The 13,837-nt window shown below is 72.3% G+C and carries 11 protein-coding genes; 6 read left to right on the top strand and 5 right to left on the bottom strand.

Annotation, left to right across the window (positions count from 1 at the left end):
* Positions 1-84: 84 nt before the first annotated feature.
* The 3 genes from AQI88_RS01735 to AQI88_RS01725 all read left to right on the top strand — a co-directional run bounded on the left by AQI88_RS01735 (position 85) and on the right by AQI88_RS01725 (position 5,094).
* Positions 85-1,113: an oxidoreductase gene (locus AQI88_RS01735; RefSeq protein WP_066990575.1), complete on the top strand. Its 1,029-nt coding sequence runs from the start codon at positions 85-87 to the stop codon at positions 1,111-1,113.
* A 49-nt stretch (positions 1,114-1,162) separates the two neighbouring features.
* Complete coding sequence (locus tag AQI88_RS01730; RefSeq protein ID WP_066990573.1) at positions 1,163-2,803, top strand: ABC-F family ATP-binding cassette domain-containing protein; 1,641 nt, start codon at positions 1,163-1,165, stop codon at positions 2,801-2,803.
* A 140-nt stretch (positions 2,804-2,943) separates the two neighbouring features.
* Positions 2,944-5,094, top strand: coding sequence for a tetratricopeptide repeat protein (locus AQI88_RS01725; RefSeq protein ID WP_079057343.1), 2,151 nt, complete (start codon positions 2,944-2,946; stop codon positions 5,092-5,094).
* 107 nt (positions 5,095-5,201) lie between these two features.
* Here AQI88_RS01725 and AQI88_RS01720 read toward each other — a convergent pair whose 3' ends face one another.
* Positions 5,202-7,613 carry a Tex family protein gene (locus tag AQI88_RS01720; RefSeq protein ID WP_066990570.1) on the bottom strand — a complete coding sequence of 804 codons (2,412 nt, stop codon included), beginning with the start codon at positions 7,611-7,613 and terminating at the stop codon, positions 5,202-5,204.
* Positions 7,614-7,826: 213 nt separating this feature from the next.
* Between AQI88_RS01720 and AQI88_RS01715 the strand changes: the two genes are divergently transcribed.
* Complete coding sequence (locus AQI88_RS01715; RefSeq protein ID WP_066990567.1) at positions 7,827-8,786, top strand: GlxA family transcriptional regulator; 960 nt, start codon at positions 7,827-7,829, stop codon at positions 8,784-8,786.
* A gap of 47 nt (positions 8,787-8,833) precedes the next feature.
* On the top strand, positions 8,834-9,469 hold the full coding sequence (locus AQI88_RS01710) for a DJ-1/PfpI family protein (RefSeq protein WP_066990560.1): 636 nt from the start codon (positions 8,834-8,836) through the stop codon (positions 9,467-9,469).
* On the opposite strand, the gene AQI88_RS01705 is transcribed toward AQI88_RS01710, so the two are convergent.
* Complete coding sequence (locus tag AQI88_RS01705) at positions 9,456-10,211, bottom strand: enoyl-CoA hydratase/isomerase family protein (protein WP_066990556.1); 756 nt, start codon at positions 10,209-10,211, stop codon at positions 9,456-9,458. The genes AQI88_RS01710 and AQI88_RS01705 overlap by 14 nt on opposite strands.
* Positions 10,212-10,480: 269 nt before the next feature.
* Here AQI88_RS01705 and AQI88_RS01700 point away from each other — a divergent pair, with 269 nt between their 5' ends.
* Complete coding sequence (locus AQI88_RS01700) at positions 10,481-10,975, top strand: ATP-binding protein (RefSeq protein ID WP_066990550.1); 495 nt, start codon at positions 10,481-10,483, stop codon at positions 10,973-10,975.
* 27 nt (positions 10,976-11,002) lie between these two features.
* Here AQI88_RS01700 and idi read toward each other — a convergent pair whose 3' ends face one another.
* The 3 genes from idi to galE form a co-directional block, all read right to left on the bottom strand.
* A complete protein-coding gene (idi, locus tag AQI88_RS01695) occupies positions 11,003-11,596 on the bottom strand; it encodes an isopentenyl-diphosphate Delta-isomerase (RefSeq protein WP_066990547.1) in 594 nt (197 codons plus the stop codon).
* A 182-nt stretch (positions 11,597-11,778) separates the two neighbouring features.
* Positions 11,779-12,720 carry a cation diffusion facilitator family transporter gene (locus AQI88_RS01690; RefSeq protein WP_066990545.1) on the bottom strand — a complete coding sequence of 314 codons (942 nt, stop codon included), beginning with the start codon at positions 12,718-12,720 and terminating at the stop codon, positions 11,779-11,781.
* 136 nt (positions 12,721-12,856) lie between these two features.
* Positions 12,857-13,828 (bottom strand): UDP-glucose 4-epimerase GalE, encoded by a 972-nt coding sequence (gene galE, locus AQI88_RS01685; RefSeq protein WP_066990544.1) that lies wholly within the window; start codon positions 13,826-13,828, stop codon positions 12,857-12,859.
* Positions 13,829-13,837: the final 9 nt, after the last annotated feature.

Here is a 13,837-nt window from a genome sequence, read left to right as displayed (position 1 = left end):
ACTCGACTCGCGCTCCACGCCAGGACGCTAACGGAATATGTCATGCCGCGCTCACATCCGTCCCGATGTGGGGATACTCACAGCATGTCTGCCGCATACGCGACCTTCGGCCTGGCACCGGCGACACGCGCCGGCGGTGTCCTCGCCGACGGCGGCTACCAGGTCCACCGCGACTTCGTGGACTTCATCGTCGACGGCCGCCCCCTGCTGTTCCAGCTCTCCGACCTGGACGCCGTCTCTCCGCTCGCCTCCGACATCCCGCCCGCCATCTTCACCGCACAGGTGCGCAGCCTGCTCCTCGAGGCCCGGCCGCCGCTGCCGGACGGCCGGTTCGTGATCTACGGCTGCCCCGAGTGCGCGGACCTGGCCTGCGGCGCGGTCACCGCCGTCATCGAGCGGGACGGCGACGACTACATCTGGCGGGACTTCGCCTGGCAGACCGACGAACACGCCGACCTGGAACTCAACGGCTACCACGGCATAGGCCCGCTCCGCTTCCACGGGCCCGAGTACCGGGCCGCGCTGGCCGCCCTGATCGAGGACACCGAAGGCCCGCCCGCGCCCCGCCGCCGGGTGCTGCTGATCGGCGCCCGCGTCGCCGTCCTCGCCAGACTGGCCGCCGCACTGCGCACCATCGGCATAGGCGCCGACATCACCCAGGACGCCCGTGCCGTCCCCGCCGAGGAACTGCGCGGCTACGGCGCGGTCGCCTTCGGGCGGGCCATCGGCGAGGCTGAACGGGCCGCCGTACGGAAGGCGTTCGAGCAGGCCGGGGTCGAGGTCGCCTACGTGGACGGCCTCGCCCCGATCGTGCCGCTGCTCGTCGCGCAGATCGAGCACGCCCTCGACCGCAGCCCGCTCGGGCAGCGCCGGCTGACCGGACTGGTGGCCGCCGACGGCGAGGCGGGCATCGAGGTGACCTCTTCGTGCCGGGTGCAGGTCACCGCGTACCGTCTCGACCGGCTGTACCGCACCCACACCCAGGAGGTCTTCGACGGCATCCTGGAACCCGGCCGCCACCGCATCCTGCTGGACCCGAAGGCGGTCAAGGGGGAGTCCTTCGTCGTGGCCCGGACCTCCGGGAGTGTGCTGGTGGAGCCGGTGCGCCGGTGAAAACCCCGGCTGAGCGCCGGGTGCAGGGAGCATTAGGATCGGCGTCCTGATGACTGCCACCCTCGTCGCCAAGAACCTCGCCGCCGGCCACGGCGACCGCTCCCTCTTCGCCGGACTCGACCTCGTCGTCGCGCCCGGCGACGTGATCGGGCTGGTCGGCGCCAACGGCGCGGGCAAGTCCACCCTGCTGCGCCTGCTCGCCGGACTGACCCCGCCCGAAGACGGCGAGCTGCGGCTGTCCCCGCCGACCGCGGCCGTCGGCCATCTGCCGCAGGAGCCCGAGCGCAGGCCGGGGGAGACCGTCCGGGCGTTCCTGGCCCGCCGCACCGGCGTCGCCGAGGCGCAGCGCGTGATGGACGAGGCGACGCAGGCGCTGGTCGACGGCGCACCCGGCGCCGACGACGCCTACGCGGCGAGCCTGGAGCGCTGGCTGAACCTGGGCGGCGCCGACCTGGAGGAGCGCGCGGAGGAGGTCGCCGACTCCCTCGGCCTGGCCGTGGACCTGGACCAGCCGATGACCTCCCTCTCCGGCGGCCAGGCGGCCCGCGCCGGCCTCGCCTCCCTCCTTCTGTCCCGCTACGACGTCTTCCTCCTGGACGAGCCCACCAACGACCTGGACCTGGACGGCCTGGAGCGCCTGGAACGCTTCGTCGCCGGCCTGCGCGCGGGCACGGTCGTCGTCAGCCACGACCGCGAGTTCCTCACCCGTACGGTCACCAAGGTCCTCGAACTCGATCTCGCCCAGCGGCAGATCAACCTCTACGGCGGCGGCTACGAGGCCTACCTGGAGGAGCGCGAGGTCGCCCGCCGGCACGCCCGCGACGACTATGAGGAGTACGCCGACAAGAAGGCCGCCCTCCAGGACCGGGCCCGGATGCAGCGGTCCTGGATGGACAAGGGCGTCAAGAACGCCCGGCGCAAGGCCGGCAACGACAACGACAAGATCGGCCGCAAGTTCCGCAGCGAGGCCAGCGAGAAGCAGGCCGCCAAGGCCCGGCAGACCCAGCGCATGATCGAGCGCATGGAGGTGGTCGAGGAGCCGCGCAAGGAGTGGGACCTGCACATGGAGATCGCGGCCGCCCCGCGCTCCGGTGCCGTGGTCGCGACCCTGCGCGATGCCGAGGTCCGGCGCGGCGACTTCACCCTCGGACCGGTCGGCCTGCAGATCGACTGGGCGGACCGGGTCGCGGTCACCGGAGCCAACGGCGCCGGCAAGTCCACCCTGCTCGGCGCGCTGCTCGGCCGCATTCCGCTGGACCGCGGCCATGCCGCCCTCGGCTCCGGCGTCCTGGTCGGCGAGGTCGACCAGGCCCGCAAGCTGTTCCACGGCCCCGAGTCGCTGCTCGACGCCTTCTGCGCGGCCGTCCCCGACACCGAGCCGGTCGAGGTCCGCACCCTGCTGGCCAAGTTCGGCCTGAAGCCGGACCACGTCCTGCGCCCGGCCGCGACCCTCTCCCCGGGCGAACGCACCCGGGCCGCCCTGGCGTTGCTCCAGGGCCGCGGAGTGAACCTCCTCATCCTGGACGAGCCGACGAACCACCTCGACCTGCCCGCGATCGAGCAACTGGAGTCGGCCCTCGACTCCTACGAGGGCACCCTGCTCCTGGTCACCCACGACCGGCGCATGCTGGACGCGGTCCGGGTGACCCGGCGCCTGGAGGTGGCGGACGGCAAGGTGACCGAGCGCTAGGTGTGACGAACCCCGGGGGTCAATACACCTGGGACGCACCGGAATCACCCGATCACACACCGCGGCGACCCGGGATGCCCTAGCGTGTGGCGCCTGAAGCGGCGGTGCCGCCGCACGTGCCACCGGTGGGGGAGGATCGGGTGCACACAACAGCGGGCGGGCCCACGGACAGCCCCCAATACGGTGACCATGTCGACCTGCGCGACGGCCGGTTCTACGGTCCGGTGTCGCTCGGACCCGCGTGCGCACACCCCGCGAGCGGGCCGGACGTGCTGTCCGCCCTGCCCGTCGCCCCGGTCGGATTCACCGGCAGGGAACGCGAACTGGAGTCGCTCCTGCGGGGACTGCGGCCGCCCGACGACACCGGGGCCACCGGCTCGACCCTCCTGTGGGCCGTGACCGGTCTCGGCGGCATCGGCAAGACGGCGCTCGCGCTGCGGGCGGCCCATGCCGCCCGGCACGAGGGCTGGTTCACCGGCGGGATCCTGTTCCTCGACCTCGCCGGGTACGACGACACCCCGGTCTCTCCCGCCCGGGCCGTCGCGTCCCTGCTCTACGCCCTCGGCGTCGGCGGCGCCCACCTGCCGTCGGAGGAGGTCGACCAGCACGCCCTGTACCTCAGCCGCCTGGCCACCCTCGCCGACGAGGGCAAGCGGGTGCTGCTGCTGTTCGACAACGTCTGCGAGACCGGCCAGCTCCCGCCGCTCCTGCCGGGCAGCGACGCGCACCGCGTCGTCTTCACCTCACGCGAGTCCCACCCCTCGCTGCCCGCCCGGGAACTGTCGCTCGGCCCGCTGTGCCCGAGCGACTCCACCGCGCTCATCGCCGAGGCGCTGCGGCTGCGCGAGGAAGGCGACGAAAGGCTGGAGCGGGAGGCCGAGTCGCTGCGCGAACTGACCGGGCTGTGCGGGCACATGCCCCTCGCCCTGCAGATCGCGGCCGCGCTCCTGCGCCACCACCGCTCACGGGGCCGCGTCGCGTCCCTGGTCACCGAACTCCGCTCCGGGACCCATCTCACCGACACCCTCCACAGCCGGGGCGTCGACCAGTACGGCAGGCCTCTGGCGCTGGCACCCGTGTTCGAGGCCTCCGTGCGCCGCCTGCCCGCCGGCCGTTCCCGGGCCCTGTGCCTGATGGCGCAGGTCCCCTGCGCGGACTACGACACGGACACGGCCGCGGTGATCACCGGACTGCCGGGACGGCAGGCGCTGGACGTGCTCGACGACCTCGCCTGCGCGCACCTGGTGACACGGGACCTGCCCGGCGACGACGTCCGGGAACGCTGGCACATCCACGATCTCGTCCGCAGCTACGCCTGCGCCCTCGCCGCCGCCGACCCGCAGCTGGGCGCGGCGGCACGCACGGCCCGGGCCCGGGTGCGCCGGCACTACCACCGGCAGGCCGCGGACCGTGACCGGCATCTGCCCGCGCCGGTGCACGATCCCTCCCCGGCCGCCGTCCGGCGCCGGGATGCCGCCCTGGCCTGGTTCGACGGCGAGCACGCGAACCTCGTGGCCGCCGTGCTGTGGCCGGACGACGACGATCCGGAGGTCCGGGTGAGCCTGGCCCTGCACCTGGCCGGATATCTGCGCTGGCGCCGCTTCTTCGAGGACTGGATCGCCGTCGGCCGCACGGCACGCCCCCTCGCCCACCGCATGGGGGACGAGCGCGCCGAGGCGGCCGTCTGCAATCACCTGGGCTCCGCCCTGTCGCGCGGGGGACCCGCCGACGAGGCCATCGAACCGCTCACGCACGCCGCGCACCTCTACCACCGCACGGGAGACCCCAGGGGCGAGGGCATGGCCTGGAACAACCTCGGCCTCGCCCAGCGCCGGTCCGGCGAGGTCGGCCTGGCGCTCACCACCCATGTGCGGGCCCGCCACCGGTTCCGGGACCTCGGCGACCGGTGGAACGAGGGCCGGGCCCAGCACAACATCGGGCTCGCCCTGGACGCCGGAGGACGCCACGCCGAAGCGGCCACCGCCTTCGGCCGTGCCTGCGAACTGCACCGGGGACACGACCGCATCTATCACGGCGACTCCCTGAACAGCCTCGGCTGGGCCCTGTACACAGCGGGCCGGACGCAGGAGGCGATCGCCGCCCTGCAGGAGTCGCTGCGGATCCGCCAGGAGTACGACAACTGGTACGCCACCGGGCTGACCGGATCCAACCTCGCCCGGACCCTGGAGGCGGCGGGCCGGTCACGGGAGGCGGCCGAGGCACGGGCCCTGGCCGACGAGGCCTGTGCCCGCGCGGGCACCAGGGCGGTCGTCTACGGCCACCACCACTGACCGCCGACCGGAGCCGCAGTGTGCTCGCGGCCGTTGGACGGTGGAGGTCACGGAAGGTGCGGGGCGGGGCCGTGCCCGGGCGTGCGGCACGGCCCCGCCCCGGTGGCTCAGCGCCGGCCGTCCTTCGGGTTCAGCAACCCGGCCCGCCGCAGTGCGTCCGCCATCGCGCTGTTGGCAGGGGCGGGCGCCTGACGCCCACCACGCTCACCCCCACCACGGCCCTGTCGCTGCCCCTGCCCCTGCCCTTGCCGCGGCTGAGGCGGGCGAGCACCGCCCCCACGCTGCTGGCGGCCACCCCCCTGCCCCTGCCCCTGCGCCGCAGCCTCATCGTCCAGCCGCAGCGTCAGCGCAATCCGCTTGCGCGGAATGTCCACGTCGAGCACCTTCACCTTGACGATGTCCCCGGGCTTGACCACATCCCGCGGGTCCTTGACGAACGTCTTCGACATCGCGGAGACGTGCACCAGCCCGTCCTGGTGGACACCGACGTCCACGAACGCCCCGAAGGCCGCCACGTTCGTGACCACACCCTCCAGGACCATCCCGGCGGACAGGTCGGAGATCTTCTCCACGCCCTCCTTGAAGGTGGCCGTCTTGAAGGCAGGACGCGGGTCACGCCCCGGCTTCTCCAGCTCCTTCAGGATGTCGCTGACCGTCGGCAGACCGAACGTGTCGTCCACGAAGTCGGCCGGCCGCAGCGAGCGCAGCGCACCGGTGTTGCCGATGAGGGAGGCGACCTCCTGCCCCGTCGTCTTCACCATGCGCCGCACCACCGGATACGCCTCCGGGTGCACGCTGGAGGCGTCCAGCGGATCGACGCCGTCCCGGATCCGCAGGAAGCCCGCGCACTGCTCGTACGCCTTCGGGCCGAGCCGCGCCACCTTCTTCAGCTCGGAGCGCGAGGTGAACGGCCCGTTCGCGTCCCGGTGCGCCACGATGTTCTCGGCGAGACCGGACGAGATGCCCGACACCCGCGAAAGCAGCGGCACGGACGCGGTGTTGACGTCCACGCCGACGCCGTTCACACAGTCCTCGACGACCGCGTCCAGTGAGCGGGACAGCTTCACCTCGGACAGGTCGTGCTGGTACTGGCCGACACCGATCGACTTCGGGTCGATCTTCACCAGCTCGGCCAGCGGGTCCTGGAGCCGGCGGGCGATGGAGACCGCACCGCGCAGCGACACGTCCATGTCGGGCAGTTCCTGCGAGGCGTACTGCGACGCCGAGTACACGGAGGCGCCCGCCTCGGACACCATCACCTTGGTGAGCTTCAACTCCGGGTGCTTGGAGATGAGTTCAACGGCGAGCTTGTCGGTCTCCCGGGACGCCGTGCCGTTGCCGATGGCGACCAGGTCGACCGAGTGCTCCTTCGCCAGCCGGGCGAGCTTGGCGATCGCCTCGTCCCACTTGTTGGCCGGGACGTGCGGGTAGATCACGTCCGTGGCGACGGCCTTGCCGGTGGCGTCGACCACCGCGACCTTCACGCCCGTACGGAAGCCGGGGTCCAGGCCGAGCGTCGCGCGCGTGCCGGCCGGCGCGGCCAGCAGCAGGTCCCTCAGGTTCGCCGCGAACACGTTGACCGCCTCGTCCTCGGCGGCCGTACGCAGCCGAAGGCGCAGGTCGATGCCGAGGTGGACCAGGATGCGGGTGCGCCAGGCCCAGCGGACCGTGTCCGTCAGCCACTTGTCGCCGGGGCGGCCGCGGTCGGCGATCCCGAAGCGGTGGGCGATGATTCCCTCGTACGAGGACGGAACCGATGGGGACTCAGCGGGCTCCTCCGGCTCCAGGACGAGGTCCAGGACCTCCTCCTTCTCGCCGCGCAGCATCGCCAGGATGCGGTGGGAGGGCAGCTCGGTGAACGGCTCGGCGAAGTCGAAGTAGTCGGCGAACTTGGCGCCCGCCTCCTCCTTGCCCTGCTTCACCTTGGCGGCCAGCCGCCCGCGCACCCACATGCGCTCGCGCACCTCGCCGATCAGGTCGGCGTCCTCCGAGAACCGCTCGGTGAGGATGGCCCGCGCACCGTCCAGTGCGGCCTGCGGATCGGCGACGCCCTTGTCCGCGTCCACGAACGCGGCGGCCGCCGCGAGCGGCTCGACCGCCGGGTCGCCCAGCAGCCCCTCGGCCAGCGGCTCCAGCCCGGCCTCGCGCGCGATCTGCGCCTTGGTCCGCCGCTTGGGCTTGTAGGGCAGGTAGATGTCCTCCAGCCGCGCCTTGGTCTCGGCGCCCCGGATCTGCGCCTGAAGCTCCTCGGTGAGCTTGCCCTGCTCGCGCACCGACTCCAGGATCGCGGTCCGCCGCTCCTCCAGCTCCCGCAGATAGCGCAGCCGCTCCTCGATCGTGCGCAGCTGCGCATCGTCGAGCATCTCGGTCGCTTCCTTGCGGTAGCGGGCGATGAAGGGCACCGTCGAACCGCCGTCGAGCAGCTCCACGGCGGCCTTCACCTGCCGCTCCCTTACGCCGAGTTCCTCGGCGATCCTGCCTTCGATGGACCCTACTTCTAGAGACCCGGGTGTCGTCACGATCCCGTACCGCCTTCTCCACTGAGGTTGCGCGGCAATTGTGGCAGGTGACACCGACAACCGGGGATCAGGGCGCCCCCCGGCGGGCCGCCGCGCCGCATGGGGCGCGGACCCCGTCCCGGGCCGCCCTGCCCGGCGGAACACGGTCCCATGGCAGAAAAGGTGGGAAACTCGTCATTGCGGCCACGCCTGCACCCTCGAAGAATCGAAGGCATGCCGCAGCGAACGCTCCTCTTCGTCCTCTTCGACGGTGTGCAGAGCCTTGATGTCACCGGTCCCCTGGAGGTGTTCACCGGTGCCGAGAACCACACGCCCGGGACGTACCGCATCCGCACGGCCTCCCTGGACGGCGGCCCCGTGCGCACCTCCAGTGGCCTGACCCTCGTACCGGACGAGGCGCTCACACAGACACCCGACCCGCACACCCTGCTGGTCCCCGGGGGACAGGGCACCCGCAGCCCCGATCCGCGGCTGACCGACTGGCTGCGCGCGCACGGCCCGCGCGCGCGGCGCCTCGTCTCCGTCTGCACCGGATCGATCCTGCTGGCCGCAGCGGGGCTGCTCGACGGCCGCCGGGCGACGACCCACTGGGCCCACTGCGACAAGCTCGCCCGCGACCACCCGGCCGTGGAGGTGGACCCCGAGCCGATCTACGTCCGCGACGGGCGCGTCTCCACCTCGGCGGGCGTGACCTCCGGCATCGACCTCGCCCTCGCCCTGGTGGAGGAGGACCTGGACCGGGACGTCGCGCTCGCTGTCGCCCGGCATCTGGTGGTCTTTCTGCGCAGGCCCGGCAACCAGGCGCAGTTCAGCGCCCAGCTCGCCGCCCAGACCGCGCAGCGCGCACCCCTGCGGGAGGTGCAGCAGTGGATCACCGAGCATCCCGCCGGTGACCTGACCGTCGAGTCGCTCGCCGCCCGCGCCCGGCTCTCCCCGCGCCACTTCGCCCGCGCCTTCCGGGAGGAGACCGGCACGACGCCCGGCCGCTACGTCGACCGCGTCCGCCTCGAACACGCCCGCCGGCTCCTGGAGGACACGTCCGACGGCGTCGAGGAGATCTCCCGCGCCAGCGGTTATGGCACCTCCGAGTCCATGCGGCGCGCCTTCCTCAAGGCACTGGGCACACCGCCCGCCGAGTACCGCAGGCGCTTCCACCCGGCATCCGCCCACTGAACCGGCCCGCACACCGCAATCGCACCCGACCGCCGAAGGGGATCCCCATGCACATCGCCATGGTCGTCTACGACCGCTTCACCGCCCTGGACGTCGTGGGACCCTACGAGGTCCTCTGCCGTCTCCCGGATGCGCAGGTCGACTTCGTCGCCGAGCGGCCCGGCCCCGTCCGCACCGACACGGGCTTTCTCGCCCTCACCGCGGACAAAGCCCTGGACGAGGTGACGAGCCCCGACATCGTCGTGGTCGCCGGCGGACCGGGCACCCTCGCCGAGCTGGAGAACCCGGCCCTGCTGGACTGGCTGCGCGCCGTCGACGCGACGACCACCTGGACGACCTCGGTCTGCTCGGGCTCGCTGCTGCTCGCCGCCGCCGGCCTGCTGAAGGGCCGGCGCGCCACCAGCCACTGGGTCGCCCTGGACCTCCTGAAACAGTTCGGCGCCGAACCGACGGGCGACCGGGTCGTCAGCGACGGCAAGTACGTCACCGCCGCCGGCGTCTCCTCCGGCATCGACATGGGCCTCACGCTGGTCGGCAGGATCGCGGGCGACGAACACGCCCAGGCCGTCCAGCTGCTGACCGAGTACGACCCGCAGCCGCCGTACGACGCCGGCTCCCCGCACAAGGCCCCCGCGCACCTGGTGGAGGAGTTCCGCACACAGAGCCGCTTCACTCTGGGGTAGGCACGCTCCAGGTGAAGCGCGGCTGCCTGCGCTCCAGGAAGGCGGCGACCCCCTCCGCGGTGTCGCCGCTGCCGCCTGCCTGCTGCGTCCAGTGGGCGTCCCGGTCGGTGCGGCCGTTCGCGAACTCCTTCGCCGCGGCCTGGGTCAGCTGGGAACGCGACACCAGGATCCGGGTCAGCTCGGCGACCCGCTTGTCCAGATCGCCCTCGGGCAGCACCTCGTCCACCAGCCCGGTGCGCAGCGCCCGCCCGGCATCGATCAACTCGGCCGTGAACAACAGGTACTTGGCGGTGGCCGGTCCCACCAGCGACATCAGCCGCCGGGTGGACGAGGCCGGATACACGATCCCGAGTTTTGCAGGCGTCACCCCGAAGAGCGCGCCCTCCTCCGCCAGCCGCAGATCGCAGGCCGCGGCGAGCTGGGCCCCGCCGCCCACGCAGTGGCCGCGCACCGCGGCGAGCGTCGGCTTGGGAAATGCGGCGAGGGCCTCCTCGGCCGCCACGGCCAGCCCCTGCGCCTCGGCGGGCGAGCCCTGGAGCGTGGAGATGTCCGCACCCGCGCAGAAGGTCGCGCCCTCGCCGGTCAGCACGAGCGCCCGCACTCCGGGGTCGCTCGCCAGCTGGGCCAGCAGCGGCGGCAGGGCCCGCCACATCGCGGCCGTCATGGCGTTGCGCTTGGCCGGATGACGGACGACGACGGTGGCGACGGAGTCGACGACCTGGTGCGACAGCTGGGGCTCCATGCGCGGGATGTTATCGGCCGTCCGGCCGGGGCGAAGGAGACGGGGTCGGCCTGGGCCGGGGAGCAGCCAGAACCAAACCCGTACAACACGAATAGTTCGCGAACCGGCGCCGGGGGGACAGGAACAGTTCCTACAACTGACGTTGTCATACGCCAATGGTCAGAACCGCTCGATACCAGCTGACTTCTGTTCAGTCATGGGGAGGGGAGCAGTTTGTTACCAACACTCGACGTGTGGTGACAATCGAGCGCGAGGGTGGCGACCGGACGATGGACAACCACGGGCGCGGGGACGGCCCGCGCCCAGCGGGGGGCGCCGAGCGGCCGCCCGATCCACTGCCGTACGAGGGCGTCTGGCGGTTCACCGCGCCCGCCGTGGACGCCTCGGTCCCGCAGGCCCGGCATGCCGTACAGGACCTGCTGCTGCGCCAGGGCGTACCGGTCTCCGACGACCTGGTGTACGGCCTGCTGCTGATCGTCTCCGAGCTGGTCACGAACGCGGTCAGGCACGCGGCGCTGCTGTCGCCGATGCTCGCCGTGGAGGTGGCCGTCGGTGCCGAGTGGGTGCGCGTGTCGGTGGAGGACAACCACCCCTACCGCCCGACCGCCCTGGAGGCCGACCACGGCCAGACCGGCGGCCGGGGGCTGCTCCTGGTCCGTGAGGTCGCCCGGGAGGCGGGCGGGGCGGTCGACGTGGAGCACACGGCCGGCGGCGGCAAGGTGATCTGGGCCGCCCTGCCGCTCAAGCCCGCGGCCTTTCCGTAAGGAGCCGCAAGGGGGCGTGGGCGGGGCTTACCAGCCTGCCGAATCGCCCGTCAGCTCCCTGATCGCCGGACGCGCCGCGTCCAGCACGGTCATGAACCACGCCGAGAACGGGTCCCGGGCGTGCCGCTGGGCCAGCTCGGCGGCCGTCACGTACGCGGTTGCCTCGACCTCTTCCGCATCCGGCACGAGCGGAGCCTGCACCAGACCGACGAACAGGTGGTTGTACTCCTGCTCGACCAGGCCCGAGGCCGGGTCCGGGTGGTTGTAGCGGACCGTGCCCGCCTCCGCGAGCAGCGACGGCGAGACGCCCAGCTCCTCGTACGTCCGCCGGGCCGCCGCCGCGAAGGGCGCCTCACCGGGGTAGGGGTGGCCGCAGCAGGTGTTGGACCACACACCGGGGGAGTGGTACTTGCCGAGCGCCCGCTGCTGGAGCAGCAGCCGGCCCTGCTCGTCGAAGAGGAACACCGAGAACGCCCGGTGCAGCTGCCCCGGCGGCTGATGCGCGGCGAGCTTCTCCGCGGTGCCGATCGTCACGCCCTTCTCGTCGACCAGTTCCAGCAAAATCGCCTCTGCGGTGCCGTTCGACGAGCTGTGCGTCTCGGTGGCAGGTGTGATCGGCATACCCATCCTTCGCCTCGGTCTTCGCACCCCAAGTCTGCCGTACGAATCCGGCACTCCCGGCACTTCCCCGCACGTCCGCATGTCCTGCGCCGGGCGGCACCGGAGTGGGGACCCGGTAGATCATCGTGCCCGGCGCCCTTGGCCCGGAACCGCCCGCGGCCTTCGCACAAGATTGCGTACGGTCAATGGCACAGCCGGGCTTCGTGCTCCGCGTGCCCGCCCGGCTCCAGCTGGAAGGTGCAGTGCTCCACGTCGAAGTGGTCGCCCAGGCACCCCTGCAGCTCGTGCAGCATCTTCTCGTGGCCGATGGCGTTCAGCACCTCCGAGCTGACCACCACGTGCGCGGACACCACGGGCATGCCCGAGGTGATCGTCCAGGCGTGCAGGTCGTGCACGTCCTCCACGCCGTCCAGGGCCAGGATGTGCGCCCGTACGTCCGCCATGTCGACGTCCTTCGGGGCCGCCTCCAGCAGCACGTCCAGCGTCTCGCGCAGCAGCTTCAGCGTCCTCGGCACGATCATCAGGCCGATCACCAGCGAGGCCACCGGGTCGGCCGCCTGCCAGCCCGTGGTGAGGATCACGGTCGCCGAGATCAGCACCGCCACCGAGCCCAGCGCGTCCGCGGCCACCTCCAGGAAGGCGCCGCGCACGTTCAGACTCTCCTTCTGCCCGCGCATCAGCAGGGTGAGCGAGATCGTGTTCGCGACCAGGCCGATCAGACCGAAGACGATCATCAGGCCGCCCCGGGTGTCCGCGGGCGTGACGAACCGCTGGACCGCCTCGTACAGGACGTATCCGCCGACGCCGAGCAGCAGCACGCAGTTGGCCAGGGCGGCGAGGATCTCGGCGCGGGCGTAGCCGAAGGTGCGGTTCGTGCTCGGCGGGCGGTTCGCGAAGTGGATGGCGAGCAGCGCCATGCACAGGCCGACCGCGTCGGTGGCCATGTGCGCCGCGTCGGCGATCAGGGCGAGCGAGTCCGCGACGAGACCGCCGATGATCTCGACCACCATGATCGTGAGCGTGATGCCCAGCGCGACACGCAGCCTGCCACGATAGGCGGCCGCGGCCGTGCCCGTGGGCGGCGCATGGCTGTGTGCATGCCCGTGGTCGTGCCCTGCCCCCATGAGAAAACCGTCCTTCCGTGTTGCTCCCGAGCTGACAGTGAACTACGGGTGGGGGGTATCGGGCAACGCGGCACTGAACACCGTTGTCATGTGCCCTGACCTGCGGAAACGAACCGCAGGTCAGGGCGTCACCGGCTCACTTCCCGTGGTGCAGCTGCCAGCCCTGCCAGGCCGAGGCGACCATCTCGCGCACCCCGCGCCGGGCCTGCCAGCCCAGCGTCTCGGCGGCCCGCTCGGCCGAGGCGACCGCGCGCGGCGCGTCCCCCGGGCGGCGCCCCTCGACCACCGGCGTGCACCGCTCGCCGGTGACCTCCCCGATGACCGTGATCAGCTCGCGCACGGAGACGCCCTCGCCACGGCCGATGTTCAGCGTCAGGTCTCCCGTGAGGTCCCCGCCGGAGAGCCGCCGTGCGGCCGCCAGGTGCGCCTCGGCGAGGTCGGCCACGTGGATGTAGTCCCGGATGCAGGTGCCGTCCGGTGTCGGATAGTCGGCGCCGAAGATCCGCGGGGCTTCGTCGCGGGTGAGCCGGTCGAAGACCATGGGCACGATGTTGAACACACCCGTGTCCGCGAGTTCCGGCGCGGCCGCGCCCGCCACGTTGAAGTAGCGCAGGCACACCGTCGAGATCCCGTGCGCCCGGCCCGCCGCCCGCACCAGCCACTCCCCGGCCAGCTTCGTCTCGCCGTAGGGGTTCACCGGCGCGCACGGGGTGTCCTCGGTGATCAGCTCCACGTCCGGGTTGCCGTACACGGCCGCCGACGAGGAGAACAGCAGGCGGCCGATGCCCGCCTCTGCGACCGCGTCCAGGAGGGTGGCCAGGCCGCCCACGTTCTCCCGGTAGTAGCGGGTGGGCTCAGCCACGGACTCGGCGACCTGCTTGCGCGCCGCGAGGTGCACGACGCCCGTCACGCCGTACTCCGCGAAGACCCGACCCAGCAGGTCCCCGTCCAGCGTCGAACCCGCGACGAGCGGGACCTCTGCCGGGAGCCGCTCGGGCACCGCGGCCGACAGGTCGTCCAGCGCCACGACGCTCTCCCCGGCGCCGGCCATGGCCCGTGCCACATGCGCCCCGATGTATCCGGCTCCGCCGGTGATCAGCCACGTCATGGTCGCCCA

The organism is Streptomyces cellostaticus (assembly GCF_001513965.1).
Classification (GTDB): Bacteria; Actinomycetota; Actinomycetes; order Streptomycetales; family Streptomycetaceae; genus Streptomyces; species Streptomyces cellostaticus.
Note: the sequence above shows the minus strand (reverse complement) of the source record. Positions and strands in the feature narration are given on the sequence as shown.